Consider the following 21,698-nt stretch of genomic DNA (forward strand, 5'->3'; position numbering starts at 1 on the left):
TCAGGCAGCGCTCTCCGCCACCGAAAGCTCGGCCTCGCGGATCGCCTCCGGCGTTCCGACATGCAGCCAGATGCCGTCCATGCGCACACCGAACAGCCGCCGCGCGGCGATCGCCCGGTCGAACAGGAGATTGAGCGAGAACGCGCCTTCCGGCAGGTCGGTGAAGATCCGCGGCGACAGGATCGCGGCGCCGGAATAGACGAAGGGCGCGATGGTGCGCTCGGGGCGGCGCGACAGCCGGCCCTCCTTGTCCATGAGGAAATCGCCCGGCCCGTAATAGCCGATCGAGGCGACCGTCGGCGCCAGCATCAAGAGCGCGTCCATCTCGGCGTCGTTCCAGCCGCCGGCCAGCCAGTCGAGATTGGGCCTCGGCCCCTCGATCCAGAAGCTGTCGGAATTCATGACATAGAACGGCTCGTTGCCGAGAAGGGGCAACGCCTTGGCGATGCCCCCGCCCGTCTCGAGCAACGCGCCGCGCTCGTCCGAGACAAGCACCTTCGGCGCCTTGCGCTTGCGGACATGCACCTCGACCAGATCGGCAAGGTAGTGGACGTTCACCACCGCTTCCTCCACGCCGGCACGGGCGAGACGGTCGAGCGCGCGGTCGATCATCGAGCGGCCGGCCACCTCGATCAGCGGCTTCGGCACGGTGGCGGTCACGGGGCGCATCCGCTTGCCGATACCGGCGGCCAGCACCATGGCGCGGCGCGGTCCTGCGGGCTTGCGGAACGGAATGGGGTCGGTCATCGCATTCTTCTTCTTGTCGGGTCGGGCGCCCGGATGGCGCCCGCGTCAATCGTCGAGCGGCAGGTGACGATCGTACCAGAGCGCCAGCGGCGACAGAACCTCATGGCGCAGATTCCGCTTCAGATAAGCCTTTACCCGCGGAATGTGACGGAGATATTGGGGCCGCCCGAAGGCATTGGCGAGCCGTGCGAAGCCGCCGAGGATCTTGGTCGTCCGCTGCGCCCCCGAAATGGCATAGGCCGCGGCGAAGGTATCGCCGTCGAAGGCGCCCGCCGTTCGGCGCGCCTCGACATAGGCATGGATGGTCGCCTGTTCCAGCGCCTCGTCGACGTCGACACGCACATCCTGGCCGAGCGAGGCGAGGTCATAGGCGCTGGCGCCGATCATCGCATCCTGGTGGTCGAGCACGCCGATCCGCGCGATGCCCGTGCGCTCGGGCAGCCAGAGAAGGTTGGGCGAATGATAGTCGCGCAGCAGCCAGCTCTTTTCCGCCTGGTCGAAGCGCTCGAAGAGGCGAGTCCAGATCGAGCGGAACGCGGCTTCGGCGTCCTCGTCCAGAGTCCGGCCGATAAGCGGCGCGTACCAGCGCGGCAGGAGATCGACCTCGATCAGGAAGGCGTCGCGGTCGAAAGCGGGGATCGAATAGCGTTCCCCGCCCGAAACGGGCAGTTCCGCCGGCCGCGCCTCGGCATGGAGATGGGCGAGCAGTTCGGCCGCCGCCTGCCAGCGCTCCGGCCTCGGCGCTCCATCCTTGACGATGAACCGGTCGCCGAGATCCTCGAGCAGCAGCAGCCCTGCCGGAATATCCGCGGCCAGGATGCGCGGCGCCGAGATGCCGATGGCGCGGAGGCCTTCGTTCATCGCGACGAAGGGGAGGACGGTGGTCGCGCGGTGGGCGACATCGTCATAGCTGCGCCCGTCCCAGACCGGCGGGCCCGGCAACCGGTCGCGTGCATCCATCAGGACGGCGCGCGTTCCGTCGGCGCGGACGAGGCGCTCATAGCTGCGACCGGAAGCATCGCCCGCTAGATGGGCGCGCCGGGCGGTGCCGAAGCCCGCATCGTCCAGGAAGCGGGCGATGCCGGCGAGGCGATCGAGACGCTCCGGCCAGGCGCCCCCACCCGAAAGGGCGGCGCGTCGGCCGTCCCCTTCGATGTCGAGGCGGATCGTCAGTGCAGAGCGGGGAATCCGGCCGCCGCCCCGCTCCGGCCATTCGATCAGCACGGCACCGTCGGCGACCGCCTCTTCGAAGCCGATCTCGTCGAGCTCGTCGGGCGAGCCGAGGCGATAGAGATCGAAATGCGCGATCGGCACGCGACCCGGATAGGTCTGCACCAGCGTGAAGGTCGGGCTCGGCACCTCGAGCGCCGGATCGCCGGCGACGGCGCGGATCAGCGCCCGTGCAAGCGTCGTCTTGCCGGCGCCGAGATCGCCTTCGAGCGCGATGACGTCGCCGGCGGCGAGCCTCGTCGCGAGCGCCTCGGCGAGGCGGTGGGTCGCCGCCTCGTCGGCGAGCGTCAGGACCAGCGCCGCGTCGCTCATTCCGCGGCGATGTCGAGCGCGTCGGGCCGGATCGGCAGGCGGACGGTGACCGTCGTGCCGCGGCCCATCTCAGACACGATGGCGACGCTGCCGCCATGCAACTCGACGAAGCTGCGCACGATGGCGAGACCGAGCCCGGCGCCGCCGCGCGCCGAGCCCGAGGCGCGGCTCTCGAAACGCTCGAACACCGAGGCGATGAAATCCGCCGGAATGCCCGGCCCCTCGTCGGAAACGGTGAACTCGATCATGTCGCCGGCGCGGCGGGCGGCAAGGCGGATCGTGGCCCCGGCCGGCGAGAAGCCGACGGCATTGGAGAGCAGGTTGTAGAGAATCTGTCGGATGCGCTTCTCGTCGGCGACGAAATTGCCGAGATCGGCGGGCAGGCGGGTTTCCAGCTTGAGCCGCGATTCCCGCAGCCGGTCGCGCACGCCTTCCGTGGCGGCGGCGACCGTATCGGCGACATTCACCTCGCCGAGGTCGAGCGTGATGATGCCGGCATCGACGGTGGCGAGATCGAGGATGTCGTTGACGATCGCGAGCAGCGAACCGCTCGAGGAGAGGATGTAGCCGGTATATTCGCGCTGCTTGTCGTTGAGCGGCCCGACGGTCACGTCGGCGAGCAGCTGCGCGAAGCCGATGATGTTGGTGAGCGGCGAGCGCAGCTCGTAGGAAACGTGCTGGATGAAGGCGTTCTTGAGCCCGTCCGCCGCCTCGAGCGCCTCGTTGCGGTCGGTCAGCGCGCGCTCGACCTGCACGGTGTCGGTGACGTCGACGAAGGTCACCATGGTCTGGCCGTTAGGCAGCGGGACCATCGCATAATCGATGATGCGCCGGTCGTGGCGCTCCATGCGGCCGTGGAAGCCGGAGCGCCGCTCGCCGAGGCCGGCCACCTCGGCGGTGAAGCGCGCCCATTCCTCGGCGCCGTCGGTCTCGGCGCTGCAGGCTCTGGCGATGTCGCCGACATGCGGCCGCGCCGCCAGCATCGCCGGATCGAGCCGCCAGATGCGCGCAAAGGCCGGATTGTGCAGGCGCAGCCGCCCGTCCGACCCGAACACCGCGACGCCCTCGGCGAGATTGTCGAGCGTCTCGCCCTGAACCTGGATCAGGGCGTTGTAGCGGCTTTCGAGATCGAGCCGCTCGGTGACGTTCTCGTAGATCCACGTCATGCCGCCCTGCGGATGCGGGTTGGCGATGACGCGCAGCGTCTGCCCGTCCGGCAGATGCCACCAGAACTCCCGCGCATCGACCGACTGGTAGGCGGCGAAGAGCTCCTTGCGCCAGCTCTTGAAGTCGACCTGCTCGGGCAGGCGGCGGCCGGCACGCATCCGCTCCAGCACGGCGCTCTCGTCCGGCTGCTGGTCGAGGAAGGAGGATTCGAGGCCGAAAAGCTGGCGGAAGGCGGCGTTGTACGAGCGCAGCCGGTGATCCGGCCCGAATACGGCGACCGCGGTCGCCAATTGGTCGAGCGTGCGGGCATGGAACTCGACCAGCCGCTTCATCTGCGCCTGGAGCGATTCGAGTTCGGTCGCGTCGGTGGCGAGACCGGCGCTGCCGGCCTCCGAGGCCACGTCCACGACATCGAACATGCGCCGCTCGCCTGCGACGACCAGCGGCAGGCGGCGGCCGAAATCGCGGCCTTCCGCATGGGCGCGGACGATCGCCTGGCGCCCGGCGGTATCGACGAGCTCGAGCCGGCGCCGCAACGCATCCTCGAGACTGTTCGCCTCGACGGCGCGCAGATAGGCGGCGTTGGCCCATTGCAGGGCGCCGTCGCGATCGCGGATCCAGCAGGGCAGCGGCGCGGCCTCGATCAGGGCGCGCATCGCGGTGACATCCTGGCTCAGCCGGCGGTGGCGCGCGTCGAGCTCGGCCAGCGCCAGCCGGTCGCCGGAGAGATCGCGGAAGCGGGCCACGGCCCGCCCGGCGGCGGTGCGCCCGGCCGCCTCGACGAAGCTGCCATTCGCCGTTTCAAGCGCGATGGTGAAGGTTTCGCCGAGTCCGCGCAGCCGCTCGAGCGCGAGATCGAGGCGGCTCGCGGAGCTTCCCGTCAGCCAGGTACCGAAGGCGAGGAACGCCGACCTGTCCTCGGGCGCGCCGCACGCACGCGGCAGCCGGCCCATGACGAGCGGCGGCTCTTCCGGGCCGCTCCAGGCGACGAGGCGCTGGTCGTCGGCATTGACCAGCGCTTCCGCACGGTCGGCAGCGGCGCGAAGGTCGGCGACGCGCATCTGCGTCTCGGCGAGGGCGGCCTCGGCGCGGTCGCGCGCCCGCAGCAGCACCGCGATCGCCACCAGCGCGAAGATGAGCACGCCGAACACGGCGCTGAACGAGACGATGCGGTCGGGCGCGAGGAAGGCGGCCGTGAGCTCGCTGGCAACGGCGCCGCGGGCACCCCAGAGCATCAGCGTGGCGACAAGAATGGCGAGCCTGGCAGCGGCCGGGCGGCGCGCGCCGGCCGGAATCCATCCCGATTTCCCGCTATGCCAAGGCAAAGACAGGTCCTTCCGCCAAGACGTGTTACCTGGAACGACCCGCCGCACGCCTGACGCTACCCACCGGCGATGCGCTCGAATCACCCTAATGTAGCGGTTCGGGGAATCCTGAGGGAAGCCGCAGGCGACGAGAAAAGGGCCATGCGGTGCAACACCGCATGGCCCTGGACTTTCAACCGGTGATGGTTAACCGGCGGTTAAGCGGCGCCTGGCGCCGCCTTCGCCCCCGTCAGTAGCGGTAGTGCTCCGGCTTGAACGGGCCCGTCTCCGAAACGCCGATATAGGCCGACTGCTTGTCGTTGAGCTTCGTCAGCTTGACGCCGATCTTGGCGAGGTGCAGCGCCGCGACCTTCTCGTCGAGGAATTTCGGCAGCGTGTAGACCTTCTTCTCGTAGACGCCGGGCTTGGTGAAGAGCTCGATCTGCGCCAGCGTCTGGTTGGTGAAGGACGCCGACATCACGAAGCTCGGATGGCCCATGGCGTTGCCGAGATTGACCAGACGACCCTCGGACAGAAGGATCACACGCTTGCCGTCGGGGAACTCGACCTCGTCGACCTGCGGCTTGACCTTGTGCCACTTGTAGTTGCGCAGCGACGCAACCTGGATCTCGCTGTCGAAGTGGCCGATATTGCACACGATCGCGCGATCCTTCATGGCGCGCATATGGTCGATCGTGATGACGTCGACATTGCCGGTCGCGGTCACGAAGATGTCGGCCTTCGGCGCCGCTTCTTCCATGGTCACGACCTCGTAGCCTTCCATCGCCGCCTGCAGGGCGCAGATCGGATCGACTTCCGAGACCATCACGCGGCAGCCGGCCTGGCGCAGCGAGGCGGCCGAGCCCTTGCCGACATCGCCGAAGCCGGCGACCATGGCGACCTTGCCGGCCATCATGACGTCGGTGCCGCGGCGGATGCCGTCGACGAGCGACTCGCGGCAGCCATAGAGATTGTCGAATTTCGACTTGGTGACCGAATCGTTCACGTTGATGGCCGGGAAGAGCAGCGTGCCCTTCTTCTGCATCTCGTAGAGACGGTGCACGCCCGTCGTCGTCTCCTCGGTCACGCCGCGGATCGACTGCGCAAGCTTCGTGTACCAGCCGGGCTTGTGCTTCAGACGGCGCTTGATGGCGGCGAAGAAGACCTCTTCCTCCTCGTTGCCGGGATTGTCGAGGAAGGCGGTATCGCCCTGCTCGGCGCGGAGCCCGAGATGCACGAGCGCCGTCGCGTCGCCGCCGTCGTCGAGGATCATGTTCGGCACGCCGCCATCCGCCCATTCGAAGATGCGGTGCGTGTATTCCCAGTAGTCCTCGAGGCTCTCGCCCTTGATGGCGAAGACCGGCGTGCCGCCATCGGCGATCGCCGCCGCGGCATGGTCCTGGGTCGAATAGATGTTGCAGGAGGCCCAGCGCACGTCGGCGCCGAGCGCCTTCAGCGTCTCGATCAGCACGCCCGTCTGGATGGTCATGTGCAGCGAGCCGGCGATGCGCGCGCCCTTGAGCGGCTGCGAGGGGCCGTACTCGGCCCGAAGGCTCATCAGGCCGGGCATCTCGACCTCGGCGATGTCGAGCTCGCGGCGGCCCCAGTCGGCGAGACCGATATCCTTGATCGCGTAATCGTGCTGTTCGGCCATGGCCATCTCCAATTGTCGTCGTGGCGCGCTTATAGCCGAGACGCCGCCTCCCGGCAATCAGGATATAAAGATGTCTTTATGTGATGGAGAGGCGGTGCCGCCTATTCCTCTTCGCCGAACCGGTTGGCGACAAGGGCGGCGATCGCCTCGATCGCCTTCCCGGCATCGGGGCCCTCGGCGGTGACGCGGATGGAGGAGCCGATACCGGCCGCCAGCATCATCAGGCCCATGATCGAGGTGCCGCCGACCGTGTTCTGATCCTTGGAGACGGTGATCGTCGCCTCGAAGCTGTCGGCGAGCTGCACGAACTTGGCCGAGGCACGCGCATGAAGCCCGCGACGGTTCACGATCGCCAGATCTCGGCAATATTCGGCTTTCGTATCGCTCCCCATCGTCTCCCCCGCCGCGATGTCGCTGTTATTGACCGGCCAGAACCTGGCTCGCGACATTGATATATTTGCGGCCGGCCTCCTGCGCACCCTGCACGGCCATGGCGAGTGGCTTCTCGACGCGCACGCTCGCGAGCTTGACCAGCATGGGCAGGTTGACGCCGGCGATCACCTCGATCCGGCCGGCCTCCATGACCGAGATGGCGAGATTGGACGGCGTGCCGCCGAACATGTCGGTGAGGAGGATAACGCCCGAGCCGTCGTCGACGCTCTTGACGGCATCGACGATGTCCTGCCGGCGGCGCTCCATGTCGTCCTCGGGCCCGATCGCGATGGTCTCGATCTGGCTCTGGCGCCCGACGACATGTTCGAGAGCGGCGCGGAACTCAATGGCGAGTTGGCCGTGGGTGACGAGGACGAGCCCGATCATGCCCTTGGTTACCTGTTGTTCTTGTTGCCCGGCCCGCGCCCGGCCAGCCGCCTTCCCCGTTGGTTGCCGGTCGGACGAGCCTCCGGCAGCCCCTTCGAGGGCGGCCCCGCATCTTGACCGAACGATTCCGCAACGCAAGAAAAAAGCAAACGGCCCATTGCCGCAGTTCACCCATCGTTAACCGTGCGACAACCGGCGAGCAGCACGGCGCGGACACGCACCGCGCCGTCGGAATGGCCGATCGGCAGCACTAGCCTCGGAATTTCGATGCCCAGAAGGGCCGCGTGGTTCGTCGAGCGCTCCGGCATCCGCGGCACGGCGGCGGCCTCTTCGAGATCGACCACCAGCCCGATTTCCTGCGCTGCAACATACGGGAGGCGCAGGATGCCGTATCCGCGAAGCTCGATCAGACCCGCCAGCGCCTCCGGCGGCGAGGCGACGAGCCGGCCCGCCTCGCCTGCAAGGACCGTCCGGTCGTCGGCGACGAGGCGGTTGCGCGCGCTGTCGGCGAGGATCAGTGCGAGAACCAGCGCCGACTTGCCGCTGCCGGACGGCCCGCGCACGAGGACGCCCGTTCCGTCGACGAGGGCGGCGCTGGCATGGATGGTCGGCGCGAGGCCGGCGCTCACGCCGCGGCCCCCGGCAGGCGCACCGTGAAGCGGGCGCCGAGCACAACCGGCGCGTCGTCCTTCGCGGCGCGCGGCTTCAGCCGGTTCTCCGCCCAGATGCGACCGCGATGCGCCTCGACGATCTGCCGCGAGATCGAGAGGCCGAGGCCGGAATTCTGGCCGAAGGCCTCCTGCTCGGGCCGGTCGGTATAGAATCGCTCGAAGATGCGCTCCACCTGCTCGGCACGGATGCCGGGCCCGTCGTCCTCGACCACGACATCGACGGCGGCGCCATTGCGACGGAGCATCACCCGCACGCCGCCATCCTTCGGCGTGAAGGAGCGGGCATTGTCGATGAGATTGGTGAAAACCTGGCCGAGGCGGCTGTCATGGCCGAGCACGACATAGGCGTCGTCCTGGTCGCTCTTTGCGATGTCGAGCGTGATCGCCGGCCCGTCCGTCCCCGCGATCTCGCGCTGTACAGAGACCACGGCCTCGAGGATGCGGGCGACGTCGATCGGCACCGCGTCCTGGCGGGCCATCTCCGCGTCGAGGCGCGAGGCGTCCGAAATGTCGCTGATCAGGCGATCGAGGCGGCGGACATCGTGCTGGATGATCTCGGTGAGGCGCGCCTTCGCGGCCGGCGTCTTGGCGAGCGGCAGCGTCTCGACCGCGCTGCGGAGCGAGGTCAGCGGGTTCTTCAGCTCGTGGCTGACATCGGCCGCGAAGCTCTCGATCGCCTCGATGCGGTTGTAGAGCGAGGCGGTCATCTCGCGCAGCGCCTGCGAGAGATGGCCGATCTCGTCGCGGCGGGCGGAGAAATCGGGGATCTGCGGCCGCGAGGTGACCCCGCGCCGGACGCGGTCCGCCGCATCGGCGAGACGGCGAAGGGGGGCGGCGATGGTGCCGGCGAGCAGGATCGACAGCACGACCACGACGCCGGCCGAGACGAGGAAGACGCGCACGATGGCCATGCGCTCGGCATGCACGATCTGGTCGATGTCGCCGCCCTGCGTGGAGAGCAGAAGGACGCCGAGCACGGACCGGTAGCGCTGGATCGGCACCGCGACCGAGACGATGAGTTCGCCCCGCTCTGTGATGCGCACGATCGAGGACGGACTGCCTTCCAGCGCGGTCGCGACCTCTGGATAGCCGCGGCCGTTGAGGCCGCCGAGCTCGTGATAGATCGGCAGGTCGTCGCGCTGCAGATGCACCTTCACCCATTCCCAGATGCGGTCGAACAGCGCCGGCTCCTCGTCGGAATCAGCCGGCAGGTCGAAACGCAGGATCTGGCCGCGCGAATAGAGATGGCGCGAATCGAGCACCGGGATGCCGTCGCGGTCATAGATGCGGGCGCGGGTGCGGGTGGGCGAGATCAGGCGTCGCAGGACCGGCGCGACCCGCTCCGGATTGATCGGGAAGTCGAGCCCCTCGATGGCGTTGGCGCCCGGCGTCATGCTCTCGCCGGCCTGCAGCTCGAGCAGCTTGTCGGGATCAATGGTGATGTTGTTGGTCTCGACCGTCGCCGAGGCGGCGATCGCGCCGGCGATGATCTCGCCTTGCGTCAGCAGGCTTTCCAGCCTGGCATCGATGAGGCCGGCGCGGAACTGGTTGAGATAGAGGATGCCTGAGACGAGGACGATCAGAGCCGCGAGATTGAGGATGACGATGCGGCGCGTGAGGCTGGAGAAGGCGTGCAGCCCGATCGAGCGCAGGAATCGCGTCGCGAGCCGACGCAGATGGCGAACACGCACCCGCCGCGCCGGCCGGCGCGCCGGCGTCCCTTCGTCGATGCTGACGGTCATTCTCCCGTCCGAACCCGCGCGGCGCGCCGCGTCAGGCCTCCTTGAACCGGTAGCCGACGCCATAGAGCGTCTCGATCATGTCGAAGTCGTCGTCGACCTGCTTGAACTTCTTGCGCAGCCGCTTGATGTGGCTGTCGATCGTCCGGTCGTCGACATAGACCTGGTCGTCGTAGGCGGCATCCATCAGGGCGTTGCGGCTCTTCACCACGCCCGGGCGCTGCGCGAGCGCATAGAGGATCAGGAATTCGGTGACCGTCAGCGTCACCGGCTGGCCGTTCCAGGTGCAGGTATGGCGCTCCTGGTCCATGGACAGCGCGCCGCGATCGAGATTGCGCTGCTGGTCCGGAACCTTGGCGTTCGGCGCGCCCTCGCGCGGCTGGAAGCGGCGCAGCACAGCCTTCACGCGCTCGACCAGCAGGCGCTGCGAGAACGGCTTCTTGATGAAGTCGTCGGCGCCCATCTTGAGGCCGAACAGCTCGTCGATCTCGTCGTCCTTCGAGGTCAGGAAGATGACGGGCAGGTCGGTGCGCTGGCGCAGACGCCGCAGCAGCTCCATCCCGTCCATGCGCGGCATCTTGATGTCGAGGATCGCGAGATCGGGCTGAGACTGCTGAAAACCGTCCAGCGCCGAGGCGCCGTCGGTATAGGTCTGCACGCGATAGCCTTCCGATTCGAGCGCAATCGACACGGAGGCGAGAATGTTGCGATCGTCATCGACGAGAGCAATCGTCGGCATAGGCGGGGCATCTCCCGAAGGTTGGCTTCCCGGCGCCGGCTTCGACTGTCGCCAATCGATGCCGTGACCCGCGAAAGCGGCGACCCGCGTGTTAAGGTCGCAGGAATACGCGGAAAATATGGCGACGACCTTACCCCCTTTGCAGGCCCGGCGCCATCGGGGGCTGGACAGGCGCCTCCTAAAACATGACTATTGGGCTCCGCTTTAGTTCCCTGGAGAGACCACCGATGCCTGCCGACGCCGCGACTGCGACCCCGCCCGCCGCTTCCTTCGAACCCGTCGCGGCGGCGCGGGCGGTGATCGCCACGGCCCGCACGGCCAGCCTCGCCACGCTCGCGGCCGACGGCGCGCCCTTCGCCAGCCTCGTCAGCTTCGCCACATTGCCCGACCTCTCGCCGGTGCTCTGGCTCTCCGACCTCGCCCAGCACAGCCGCAATCTTGCGGCCGATTCCCGCGCATCCCTGCTTCTGGTCGCGCCCGGCGGCGAAGACGGCGACCCGCTGGCCGGCGCCCGGGTGACGCTGTCGGGCCGGATCGCGCCGACCGACGACGCCGCCGCCGCACGACGCTTCGAGGCGCTGCATGGCACACGCGGCCGTCCGGCCTTCGCGGATTTCAGGGCCTACCGGATGGAATTCGCCTCGGCCCATCTCGTCGCCGGCTTCGGCCGCATCGTGACGCTGGGGCCGGAGCTGCTCGTCGATCTGTCCGGGGCGGAACGACTCATCGCCGGCGAAGCCATGGTCGTCGAGCACATGAACGACGACCACGCGGACGCCATCGGCCTTTATGCGACGGTCCTGCTCGGACTGCCCGAGGCGGACTGGCGCATGAGCGGCTGCGATCCCGAGGGCGTCGACCTCGTCTCCGGGCTCGGACGGGCGCGGCTCCCCTTCCCTTCGCGGGCGAGCACCGTTGCCGAGGCCGGCACCCATCTGAAGCAGTGGGCGAAGACAGCGCGCGGCCGCCTCGCCGAGGTCCAAAACTAGGCAATTGCCACGATCTCGGGCTTTCACTCAGGATGTTAAATACTTCGGTATTCTAAATATAGTGATATATCAGGAGCGCGTTGCTTGGCCGCACCCGGCTAAACCGATTATATCAATCCAAAGCCCTTTGGAGGCCAACACTCTACTTGCAGGAGCGAGTATTGAAGCCCTAGGCTCGCGTCCGCCGGTGTGAATTGCCGGCCGGCGCAAGCGGCGCCGTAGGCCCGAGAGCGGCGCGGCGGCAGCCGGCCGTCTGAGGAGATGTTCCCGTGAGCGAGACTGGTCTTCGCAACCCTTCGTTCGGCGCAGAGGCATTCGGCCTGAAGTGGCTGTCGGCGCTCTACTGGAACTTCGGCGCGGCGGAACTCTACGAGCAGGCCCTGCGCCGCGGCGAAGGCATCGTCACCGCCGACGGCGCCCTGGCGGTCGAGACCGGCAGCCACACGGGACGCTCGCCGCAGGACAAGTTCATCCTGCGCGACGCGGCGACCGAGTCGGAAATCTGGTGGGACAACAACAAGGGCGTCTCGCGCGAGAATTTCGACCGCCTGATGGCCGACATGCTGGCCCATGCGGCCAATCGCGAGCTCTTCGCGCAGGATCTGCACGCCGGCGCCGATACCGCCGAACGCGTGAATGTCCGTGTCTTCACAGAGAAGGCCTGGCATTCGCTGTTCATCCGCAACCTGCTGATCCGGCCGGCGCCGGACGCGTTGCAGAGCTTCGTGCCGAAACTGACGATCCTCGACCTGCCGAGCTTCAAGGCCAGCCCTGACCGCCACGGCGCTCGCACCGAGACCATGATCGCCTGCGATTTCTCGCGCGGAATCGTGCTGATCGCGGGCACGTCCTATGCCGGCGAGATGAAGAAGGCGGTCTTCACCTATCTGAACTACACGCTGCCGGCGAAGGGCGTCATGCCGATGCACTGCTCGGCCAATGTCGGACCGGCGGGCGACAGCGCGATCTTCTTCGGCCTCTCCGGCACCGGCAAGACGACGCTCTCGGCCGATCCGGCGCGCACGCTCATCGGCGACGACGAGCATGGCTGGGGCGCGAGCGGCATCTTCAATTTCGAGGGCGGCTGCTACGCCAAGACGATCAAGCTCTCGGCCGAGGCCGAGCCCGAGATCTATGCCACGACGAAGCGCTTCGGCACTGTTCTGGAGAATGTCGTCATCGACCCGGCGACCCGCCGCCCCGATTTCGACAGCGCCGCGAAGACGGAGAACACCCGCGCCGCCTATCCGCTCGACTTCATCTCGAATGCGAGTGAGACGGGAACGGCCGGCCACCCCAAGGCGATCGTCATGCTCACCGCCGACGCGTTCGGCGTCATGCCGCCGATCGCCCGGCTGACGCCGGCGCAGGCGATGTATCACTTCCTTTCGGGCTACACCGCCAAGGTCGCCGGCACCGAGAAGGGCGTCACCGAGCCGCAGGCGACCTTCTCGACCTGCTTCGGCGCTCCCTTCATGCCGCGCCATCCGGCCGAATACGGCAATCTCCTCCGCGCGCTTATCGCCGAGCACGGCGTTTCCTGCTGGCTGGTCAATACCGGCTGGACGGGCGGGGCCTTCGGCACCGGCCGCCGCATGCCGATCAAGGCGACGCGCACGCTGCTCACCGCCGCGCTCTCGGGATCGCTCGGCGGGGCACGCTTCTACACCGATCGCAATTTCGGCTTCCAGGTGCCGACCGACGTCCCCGGCGTCGAGCCGCATCTCCTGCATCCGCGCAAGACCTGGCAGGACAAGGCCGGCTACGACGCGCAGGCAGCCCGCCTCGTCGGCATGTTCGTGAAAAACTTCGAGAAGTTCGAGCGCCATGTCGACAAGGAGGTCGTCGACGCCGCGCCGGGCATGGTGGCGTAGGGGGCCCCGCGCGATGCGGCCTTGGCTGTCGCATCGCGCCTTCGTTGCAGCAGCGCTCAGCCTTCGTTGATGACGGCCGCTGCAGGCCGCCGCAGCGATCGCGGCAGTTCGGGGCCATAGCCGAGCCGAATGATCAGATCGGGGCGCTCGCCCGTCGCGACGCCGAGATCGGCCGCGAGCAGTGGCCGGATCTCGGGGACTTCGACCGCCTGGTTCACGAAGGACTGCTTCAGTCCGAGCGCGGTCGCCTGAAGCAGCAGGCGCTGACAGGCCTGGCCAGCCGCGACCCAGTGGGCGCGGTCATCCCGTTCCGAAACGATGATGGCCAGGCACGGCGTGGTGGCGAGCTGCGCGCGATAGCGCTCGTTCTCGGACCCGGCCCGAACGACCAGATCAAACAGAAGATTGCCGAGCAGCGGGGGCAGGGTGGGGTTTCCACTTGATGCGGCAAACAGCCCGTCGCGGGTCTCGATCGCCTGGTCCGGGCTGAAGCGGATCCAGTGCTTCAGCTCGGCGCGAAAAGCCGCATTCGTCATCTGGATGGTATTGGCATCGATGATCCGCTCGCCAACAGCCGCGATCTTGGCGGGCGCGGTCAGCATGATCAGGCGCACGCCCGGAATCGCCGCCGCTTCCACGAGGCGCTGGATCAGCTCAGGCGTGAGCGGCATGCCGTCGAAAGGTGCCCGGGTCGACTGGCGCTGTGCAATCGCATTGAACAATTGGGAGGCGACCGGCAGCCCTGCGGCGAAGTCGAACAGGATCGCCCCGTCGCTTTCCTCGAAGCGGAGTGTTCCTGGCAGGCCGGTTGCCGCGGCTGCGATGGAGAGCGTTTCGGCGGCGGCGCCGAGGCTGACGAAGAGATGATGATCGTCGGGATCGACGGCCGGGGTACGCCGCGCGAAATCCGGGCGGATCGCGATGCGCCCTTCGCTGATCTCGAAGCGCCAGGGCTGGGTGTTGTGGCTGTTCGGCGCCAGCGATGCCAGGCGGACAAGATCGCGCGCGCTCGCCGGGGGTGAAACCGCCTCGCGTTCCTGACGTGCCAGCGCATCATAGTCAGCCATGGAGGCGGTGCTCCGGAGCGTGAGCGCGGCGCCGATGCCGATCGCGGCGGCCGCTCCGCCGCCAAGCGCCAGAACATCCCGTCGCTTCATGTCCGTTGCTCCGTGCTTCAACGAAGCGAAGTCATGGCCCCCGTGCAGCCTGGGCGTGTTGACCGAAATCAGCCAGACACGAAAAAGCCCGGCGATCGCTCGCCGGGCTTCTTCATGTGACAGGAAGAGCCGACCGATTACTCGGCGTCGGCCTCGGCCGTCTCGGCCTTCTCCTGCTTGATTTCCTGGCCGGTCGCCTGGTCGACGATCTTCATCGACAGGCGGACCTTGCCGCGCTCGTCGAAGCCGAGCAGCTTGACCCAGACCTTGTCGCCTTCCTTCACGACGTCCTGCGTCTTGGCGACGCGCTTGTCGGAGAGCTGCGAGATGTGGACGAGGCCGTCGCGGGCGCCGAAGAAGTTGACGAAGGCGCCGAAATCGACGGCCTTCACCACGGTGCCCTGATAGATGGCGCCGACTTCCGGCTCCGCGGCGATGCCCTTGATCCAGTTCAGCGCGGCGGTGATCGCCTTGCCGTCGGTCGAGGCCACCTTGACGGTGCCGTCGTCCGAGATGTCGATCTTGGCGCCGGTCTTCTCCACGATTTCGCGGATGACCTTGCCGCCCGAACCGATGACTTCGCGGATCTTGTCGGTCGGGATCTGGATGACCTCGATGCGCGGCGCATGCTCGCCGAGCGAGGGACGGGCGCTGGTGATCGCCTTGGCCATCTCGCCGAGGATATGCGCGCGGCCACCCTTGGCCTGCTCGAGGGCGACCTTCATGATCTCCTCGGTGATGCCGGCGATCTTGATGTCCATCTGCAGCGAGGTGACGCCTTCCGACGTACCGGCCACCTTGAAGTCCATGTCGCCGAGATGATCCTCGTCGCCGAGGATGTCGGAGAGCACCGCATAGCGCTCACCCTCGAGGATGAGGCCCATGGCGATGCCCGCCACCGGACGCTTCAGCGGCACGCCGGCATCCATGAGCGAGAGCGAGGAGCCGCACACGGTCGCCATCGACGAGGAACCGTTCGACTCGGTGATCTCCGAGACGACGCGGATCGTGTAGGGGAACTCGTGGTGCTTCGGCAGCATCGGGCGCACGGCGCGCCAGGCGAGCTTGCCATGACCGATCTCGCGGCGGCCGGGCGAGCCCATGCGGCCGGTCTCGCCAACCGAATAGGGCGGGAAGTTGTAGTGCAGCAGGAAGGTTTCCTTGTAGGTGCCTTCCAGGGCGTCGATGAACTGCTCGTCGTCACCGGTGCCGAGCGTCGCGACGACCAGCGCCTGCGTCTCGCCGCGGGTGAACAGCGCCGAACCATGGGCACGCGGCAGCATGCCGACCTCGGCCACGATCGGGCGAACCGTCACGAGGTCGCGGCCGTCGATGCGGCTGCCGGTGTCGAGGATGTTCCAGCGGACGATCTTGGCCTGCAGCTCCTTGAAGACCGCTCCGACCTTCTCCTTGTCGAAGCGCGGCTCGGCGCCTTCGGGGAAGAAGTGGGCCATCACCTTCGCCTTGACGGCGTCGACGGCGGCGTAGCGCTCCTGCTTGACGGTATTGCGATAGGCGGCGCGCAGCTCCTGCTCGGCGATGCCGAGCATCTCCTCCTCGATCGCCGAAAGATCGGGCGCCTCGAAGGCACGCGGCTCCTTGGCGGCCTTCTCGGCGAGCTGGATGATCGCGTCGATCACGGGCTGGAAGCCGGCATGGCCGAACATCACCGCGCCGAGCATCGTCTCCTCGGAGAGCTCCTGCGCCTCGGACTCGACCATCAGCACGGCGTCGGTGGTGCCGGCGACGACGAGGTCGAGCTTCGAGCCCTCGTGCTGGTCGAGGGTCGGGTTGAGCACGAACGCACCGTCGATGAGGCCGACGCGCGCGCCGCCGACCGGGCCGAGGAACGGCACGCCGGAGAGCGTCAGCGCGGCCGAGGCGGCCACCATCGCGACGATGTCGGGATCGTTCTCGAGATCATGGCTGAGGACCGTCGCGACGACCTGCGTCTCGCAGCGGAAGCCTTCCGGGAACAGCGGACGGATCGGACGGTCGATCAGGCGGGAGACGAGCGTCTCCTTCTCGGTCGGACGGCCTTCGCGCTTGAAATAGCCGCCGGGGATCTTGCCGGCCGCGAAGGTCTTTTCCTGGTAGTTGACCGTCAGCGGGAAGAAGTCGATGCCGGGCTTCGGCGCCTTGGCGGCCACGACGGTCGCGAGCACGCTGGTCTCGCCGTAGGTGGCCAGCACGGCGCCGTCGGCCTGGCGGGCGATGCGGCCGGTCTCGAGGACGAGCTTGCGCCCGGCCCAGTCGATCTCGACCTTCTGGATGTCGAACATGAATGGTCCTTTCCGCCGCGGATGCGTCGGAGGAGCCATGGACAAGACGGCGAGAGGCTCTTCGGGAGAGCGTCCGGCGATCCTGCCATGGCTCGGGCGTACATCGCGGCCCAAACTTGCGACGGCCCCATGCCGTCGCGCGGGTGTGGCGCGGCAGGTCTCCGCCGCGCCCTTTTCTCTGCGTGGTCCGGAACGGGCTCCTCGCCCGCCCCGCTCAGCGACGCAGGCCGAGGCGCTCGATGAGCGACTTGTAGCGCTGCTCGTCGACCTTCTTGACATAGTCGAGAAGGCTGCGGCGCTGGCTGACGAGCTTCAGCAGGCCACGGCGAGAATGGTTGTCCTTGCCATGGGTCTTGAAGTGCTCGGTCAGGTTGGCGATCCGCTCCGAAAGAACGGCGACCTGCACTTCCGGCGAACCCGTATCCGTCGGGGTCGTCGCATATTCCTTGATCAGTTCCTGCTTGCGCGCAGCGGTGATCGACATCGGGTCATCCTTTCCGAAAATGAACGATCCGGGACCTTGGCCCGGTTCTCCCGGCGCGGACCTTCGTCACGCGCCGCGCCCGCCGGAGCCGATGGCCTGTGCCGGGATGTCGTCCAGCACGGTCGCCGCTCCATAGGGCTTCGCCCTGAGGGCCGTCGGGCCGTCAGGGCGCGCGCGACATATGCCCGAAGACGCCGCCGATGGCCAGCGGAAAGTTTCCGGGACGAGCCGACACCCCGCTCAGCCGCCGACGAAGACGCGCAGCGGATGGAACGATCCCTGCTCGACCGAACCGATCGCAATCAGCGTGCCCGCCTGCGTGGCGAACACCGTCTCCCCGGCGAGCGGCGCGTCGCGGCCGCGCAGGATGAAGGGCTGGCCGTTGCGCAGCCGCGCCGCCTCGGCCTCGCCGATGCGGATCTCGCGCATGTCGGACAGCGCCGTCTCGACGGGCGCGAGCAGCGCGTCGCACGCTTCCGAACCGTCCTCATGGGCGGCGCGCAAGGCGTCGAGCGTCACCATGGACGCCTCGTCGAACGGCCCGACCAGAAGGCGTCGCAGGCGGACGACATGGCCCCGCGTGCCGAGCGCCCGGCCCATGTCGCGGGCGAGCGCGCGCACATAGGTGCCCTTGCCGCATTCGGCGGCGAAGACGGCGGTGTGCTCGTCCGGCATGTCCACGATATCGAGCCGGTGTACCTCGATCGGCCGCGGCTCCAGCACCACCTCCTCGCCGTCGCGGGCAAGGTCATAGGCGCGTTCTCCATCGACCTTGATGGCCGAGAAGGCGGGCGGCACCTGCATGATCGTGCCGGTGAAGGCGGGAAGCAGCGCCTCGATCGCGGCTCGGTCGGGCCGGGCGTCCGAAGTCGCGACGACCGCACCCTCGGCGTCGTCGGTCTCCGTCTCCTCGCCCCAGCGGACCGTGAAGCCGTAGATCTTGCGGCCGTCCATGACATAGGGAACGGTCTTCGTCGCCTCGCCGAGCGCGATCGGCAGCAGGCCGGTCGCGAGCGGATCGAGCGTGCCGGCATGGCCGGCCTTCTGCGCTCCGAAAAGGCGCTTCACGACCGAGACGGCCTGCGTCGAGGTCATGCCGAGCGGCTTGTCGAGGATCAGCCAGCCGGAAACCGGCCGGCCCTTCTTCTGGCGCTGGCCCATGATCGGGAGTGTGCTCCTGTCTCAGCCCTGGCGCGTCTCGTCGACGCCGCCGTCATCGTCGTCCCCGTCCTCGGCGGCGGCCTCGACATCGTGGCGGACGACGGGATCGGAGCGCAGCAGCGCGTCGATGCGCGAGCCCTGCTCGAAGGAGGTATCGACGCGGAAGCGCAGGTCGGGCGCGAATTTCATGTTGATGCGATGCGCCACCTCGCCACGGAGAAAGCGACGGTGGCGATCGAGCGCGGCGACGACGCCCTCGACGTTCTGGCCGCCGAGCGGCATCACATAGGCGGTCGCGATCTTGAGATCGGGCGAAAGCCGCACCTCGGGGATCGTCACCACGACGCGCTCGAGCTCGGGCTCGCGCAGTTCGCCGCGCGCGAGAATCTCGGCGAGGGCATGGCGCACGAGTTCGCCGACACGCAGCTGGCGCTGACCGGGCGTGCCGATCTTCTTGCCGTTGGAAGCCGTTCTGGCCATGGGAAACCTCAGCAATCGGGCCCTGAGCGTCCCTTCCGGGACGTCTTCAGAGATCCATCTCGGCCCGCGTCGCGGCCAAAGCCACGTCCGCTCGCGCGGGAACGGCGGCCATGAAACAGCTCCGGCCGGGCGAGCCCGGCCGTGCCGTTCGTGGAAGCGACCGCCTTACAGCGAGCGCTTGATCTCCTCGACGCGGTAGCACTCGATGACGTCGCCCGCGCGCATGTCTTCGTAGCGCTCGAAGGCCATGCCGCATTCCTGGCCGGCCGGCACTTCCTTGACCTCGTCCTTGAAGCGCTTGAGCGTCGAGAGCTTGCCTTCGTGGATGACGACGTTGTCGCGGATGAGGCGGACATTGGCCCCACGCTCGACCGTGCCGTCGGTGACGCGGCAGCCCGCGACCTTGCCGACCTTGGTGATGTTGAAGATCTCGAGGATCTCCGCATTGCCGAGCATGGTCTCGCGCCGTTCCGGCGTCAGCAGGCCGGACATCGCTGCCTTCACGTCGTCCACGAGGTCGTAGATGACGTTGTAGTAGCGGATCTCGATGCCATCCCGATCGGCCACGTCGCGCGCCTGCTTGTTGGCGCGGACATTGAAGCCGATGATCGCCGCGTTCGAGGCGGCGGCCAGCGTGACGTCGGACTCGGTGACGCCGCCGACGCCGGCATGCAGGATGCGGGCGACGACTTCCGAAGTGCCGAGCGCGTCCAGCGCGCCGATGATCGCCTCGACGGAACCCTGCACGTCACCCTTGATGACAAGCGGGAATTCCTTGAGGCCGGCGCTCTGGCGCTGGCTCATCATTTCGGCGAGCGAGCCGCGCGCCGAAGTCTGGCGGGCGACGGCCTTCTCGCGCTTCTGGCGGGCGCGGTAATCGGCGATCTCGCGGGCACGGGCCTCGTTCTCGACGACCGCGAAACGGTCGCCGGCCTCGGGCGCACTCTGGAAACCGAGCACCTCGACGGGCATCGACGGCGGCGCCTCCGACACGGTCTTGCCGTGATCGTCGACGAGCGCGCGGACGCGGCCCCATTCGGAACCCGCGACGATGATGTCGCCGGGATGCAGCGTGCCGCCTTGAACGAGGACGGTCGCGACCGGGCCGCGGCCCTTGTCGAGCTTGGCCTCGATGACGACGCCGTCGGCGACGCGGCGGGGATCGGCCTTGAGATCAAGCACTTCGGCCTGCAGCAGCACGGTCTCGAGCAGACGGTCGAGATTGGCACCCGTCTTGGCCGAAACCTCGACGTCGAGCGTCTCGCCGCCCATGGATTCGACGAACACCTCGTGCTGGAGGAGTTCGGTGCGCACCCGGGTCGGATCGGCGTCAGGCTTGTCGATCTTGTTGATGGCGACGATGATCGGCACACCCGCGGCGCGGGCGTGATGGATCGCCTCGATCGTCTGCGGCATCACGCCGTCGTCAGCCGCCACCACGAGGATGACGACGTCGGTGGCGCGGGCGCCGCGCTGGCGCATCGCCGTGAAGGCGGCGTGGCCGGGCGTGTCGATGAAGGTGATCTTCTGACCATCCTGCTCGACCTGGTAGGCGCCAATATGCTGCGTGATGCCGCCGGCCTCGCCGGAGACGACATTCGTCTTGCGGATGGCGTCGAGCAGCGAGGTCTTGCCGTGGTCGACATGGCCCATGATCGTGACGACCGGCGGACGCGAGACGAGCTCGGCATCGGCGTCCTGGCGGTCGAACAGACCCTCCTCGACGTCCGACTCCGCGACGCGGCGCACGGTGTGGCCCATGTCCTCGGCGATGATCTGCGCCATGTCGGCGTCGATCACGTCGGTCGCCTTCAGGAGCTGGCCCTGCTTCATCAGGAACTTGATGACGTCGACGGCGCGCTCCGACATGCGGTTGGCGAGATCGCCGATGGTGATCGTCTCGGGGATGACCACTTCACGGGAGATCTTCTCGCGCGGACCCTGTGCCATGAGGCGGGCCCGCTCACGCTCGCGGCGGCGGCGGACCGAGGCGAGCGAACGCTCGCGCTCAGAATCGTCCAGCGCGTTCGAAAGCGTCAGGCGGCCGCGCGGCTTGCCGTCGTCCTTCTTGACGGGCTTCGGATCGACCGCCTTCGGACGCTTGGTCGTGGACGGACGCAGACCGCCGGAGCGATCCTCCTCGTCGTCGGCACGCCCGGGGGCGCGGGCGCCGGGAGCGGCGGTGCGGGCACCGGGCTTCTCGGCGGCGTCGGGCGCGCGTTCGCCGGCAGGGCGAGCGGCCGGCGTCGTGGCGGCGCGGGGCTTCTCTTCGCCGAGACGGCGACGGGCCGCTTCCTCGGCGCGCTCCTTGACGACGGCCTCGGCGGCGCGACGTGCGTCTTCCTCGGCCTGGCGCTTGGCGGCTTCCTCGCGCTCCTTGGCGAGGCGAGCCTCCTCGATCACGCGGCGCTTGGCGTCTTCCTCGGCCTGGCGCCGCTCCTCGGCATCGCGGATGCGGGCATCGGCGAGCGCACGGGCACGGGCATCCAGCTCGTCGGACGAAAGCTGGCGCAGGACCATGCCGGAGCGCTGCGGCTGGGACCGCGTCGACTGCGACGGCGCGGCGGGCGTCGGCCTTGCCTGCGTGTTGGACTGGATGGTCCGAGTCTGCGAAGCCTGCGGCTGCGCCGGGCGTGCCGGCTGCTGCGGGGCGGGCGCGGCCGGGCGCGCGGCGGGAGCCGACGCGGCAGCAGGAGCCGCGGCCTGCGGTCCCTCGCTCTTGCCGGGGATCACCACCCGCTTCTTCTTCTCGACGACGACGGTGTTGGTGCGCCCGTGCGAGAAGCTCTGCCTGACGGTCCCGCGCTCGAGGTCACGGCCCTTGAGGCTCAGCGTCTTCTTCGCGCCGCCAACATCCTTGTCGCCGCTATTGCTCGTATCGTTCATTCG

The 21,698-nt window shown here is 68.2% G+C and carries 17 protein-coding genes; 2 read left to right on the forward strand and 15 right to left on the reverse strand.

The features are described 5' to 3' along the window. From QO015_RS12655 to QO015_RS12695, 9 genes are all read right to left on the reverse strand, one after another. Window positions 1-747, reverse strand: coding sequence for a nucleotidyltransferase family protein (locus QO015_RS12655; RefSeq protein ID WP_266279015.1), 747 nt, complete (start codon window positions 745-747; stop codon window positions 1-3). Window positions 748-792: 45 nt separating this feature from the next. Further along, on the reverse strand, window positions 793-2,289 hold the full coding sequence (tsaE, locus tag QO015_RS12660) for a tRNA (adenosine(37)-N6)-threonylcarbamoyltransferase complex ATPase subunit type 1 TsaE (protein WP_266279013.1): 1,497 nt from the start codon (window positions 2,287-2,289) through the stop codon (window positions 793-795). Continuing rightward, window positions 2,286-4,781: a sensor histidine kinase gene (locus tag QO015_RS12665; RefSeq protein WP_266279012.1), complete on the reverse strand. Its 2,496-nt coding sequence runs from the start codon at window positions 4,779-4,781 to the stop codon at window positions 2,286-2,288. The genes tsaE and QO015_RS12665 overlap by 4 nt, the downstream gene beginning before the upstream one ends. 229 nt (window positions 4,782-5,010) lie before the next feature. Next, the gene (ahcY, locus tag QO015_RS12670; protein ID WP_266279010.1) at window positions 5,011-6,414 is read right to left on the reverse strand and encodes an adenosylhomocysteinase; all 1,404 of its coding nucleotides are present in this window, start codon (window positions 6,412-6,414) and stop codon (window positions 5,011-5,013) included. Between the two features lie 101 nt (window positions 6,415-6,515). Continuing rightward, the gene (locus tag QO015_RS12675; protein WP_266279009.1) at window positions 6,516-6,806 is read right to left on the reverse strand and encodes an HPr family phosphocarrier protein; all 291 of its coding nucleotides are present in this window, start codon (window positions 6,804-6,806) and stop codon (window positions 6,516-6,518) included. Between the two features lie 25 nt (window positions 6,807-6,831). Continuing rightward, window positions 6,832-7,233 carry a PTS sugar transporter subunit IIA gene (locus QO015_RS12680; protein ID WP_266279007.1) on the reverse strand — a complete coding sequence of 134 codons (402 nt, stop codon included), beginning with the start codon at window positions 7,231-7,233 and terminating at the stop codon, window positions 6,832-6,834. A gap of 167 nt (window positions 7,234-7,400) precedes the next feature. Further along, window positions 7,401-7,862, reverse strand: a complete 462-nt coding sequence (locus QO015_RS12685) for an HPr kinase/phosphorylase (protein WP_266279005.1) — start codon at window positions 7,860-7,862, stop codon at window positions 7,401-7,403. Continuing rightward, window positions 7,859-9,646, reverse strand: a complete 1,788-nt coding sequence (locus QO015_RS12690) for a sensor histidine kinase (protein ID WP_266279004.1) — start codon at window positions 9,644-9,646, stop codon at window positions 7,859-7,861. Before QO015_RS12690 ends, QO015_RS12685 begins: the two co-directional genes overlap by 4 nt. 31 nt (window positions 9,647-9,677) lie before the next feature. Beyond that, window positions 9,678-10,382 carry a response regulator transcription factor gene (locus tag QO015_RS12695; RefSeq protein WP_266279002.1) on the reverse strand — a complete coding sequence of 235 codons (705 nt, stop codon included), beginning with the start codon at window positions 10,380-10,382 and terminating at the stop codon, window positions 9,678-9,680. Between the two features lie 227 nt (window positions 10,383-10,609). On the opposite strand from QO015_RS12695, the gene QO015_RS12700 reads away from it, so the two are divergent. Beyond that, window positions 10,610-11,371 (forward strand): HugZ family pyridoxamine 5'-phosphate oxidase, encoded by a 762-nt coding sequence (locus QO015_RS12700; RefSeq protein WP_266279001.1) that lies wholly within the window; start codon window positions 10,610-10,612, stop codon window positions 11,369-11,371. A gap of 269 nt (window positions 11,372-11,640) precedes the next feature. Beyond that, window positions 11,641-13,245 (forward strand): phosphoenolpyruvate carboxykinase, encoded by a 1,605-nt coding sequence (locus tag QO015_RS12705; RefSeq protein ID WP_266279000.1) that lies wholly within the window; start codon window positions 11,641-11,643, stop codon window positions 13,243-13,245. A 56-nt stretch (window positions 13,246-13,301) separates the two neighbouring features. On the opposite strand, the gene QO015_RS12710 is transcribed toward QO015_RS12705, so the two are convergent. The 6 genes from QO015_RS12710 to infB all read right to left on the reverse strand — a co-directional run bounded on the left by QO015_RS12710 (window position 13,302) and on the right by infB (window position 21,695). Beyond that, window positions 13,302-14,402, reverse strand: a complete 1,101-nt coding sequence (locus QO015_RS12710; protein WP_266278999.1) for an Acg family FMN-binding oxidoreductase — start codon at window positions 14,400-14,402, stop codon at window positions 13,302-13,304. Between the two features lie 137 nt (window positions 14,403-14,539). Beyond that, a complete protein-coding gene (pnp, locus tag QO015_RS12715; protein WP_266278998.1) occupies window positions 14,540-16,684 on the reverse strand; it encodes a polyribonucleotide nucleotidyltransferase in 2,145 nt (714 codons plus the stop codon). A 214-nt stretch (window positions 16,685-16,898) separates the two neighbouring features. Beyond that, window positions 16,899-17,168, reverse strand: coding sequence for a 30S ribosomal protein S15 (rpsO, locus tag QO015_RS12720; protein ID WP_266278997.1), 270 nt, complete (start codon window positions 17,166-17,168; stop codon window positions 16,899-16,901). 240 nt (window positions 17,169-17,408) lie between these two features. Continuing rightward, entirely contained in the window at window positions 17,409-18,329 is a 921-nt protein-coding gene (gene truB, locus QO015_RS12725; protein ID WP_266278996.1) for a tRNA pseudouridine(55) synthase TruB, read from the reverse strand. Window positions 18,330-18,350: 21 nt separating this feature from the next. Next, window positions 18,351-18,809, reverse strand: a complete 459-nt coding sequence (gene rbfA, locus QO015_RS12730) for a 30S ribosome-binding factor RbfA (protein ID WP_266278995.1) — start codon at window positions 18,807-18,809, stop codon at window positions 18,351-18,353. Window positions 18,810-18,974: 165 nt separating this feature from the next. Beyond that, window positions 18,975-21,695, reverse strand: coding sequence for a translation initiation factor IF-2 (gene infB / locus QO015_RS12735; RefSeq protein ID WP_266278993.1), 2,721 nt, complete (start codon window positions 21,693-21,695; stop codon window positions 18,975-18,977). Between the last annotated feature and the right edge of the window lie 3 nt (window positions 21,696-21,698).

The organism is Kaistia geumhonensis, assembly GCF_030815145.1.
Lineage (GTDB): Bacteria > Pseudomonadota > Alphaproteobacteria > Rhizobiales > Kaistiaceae > Kaistia > Kaistia geumhonensis.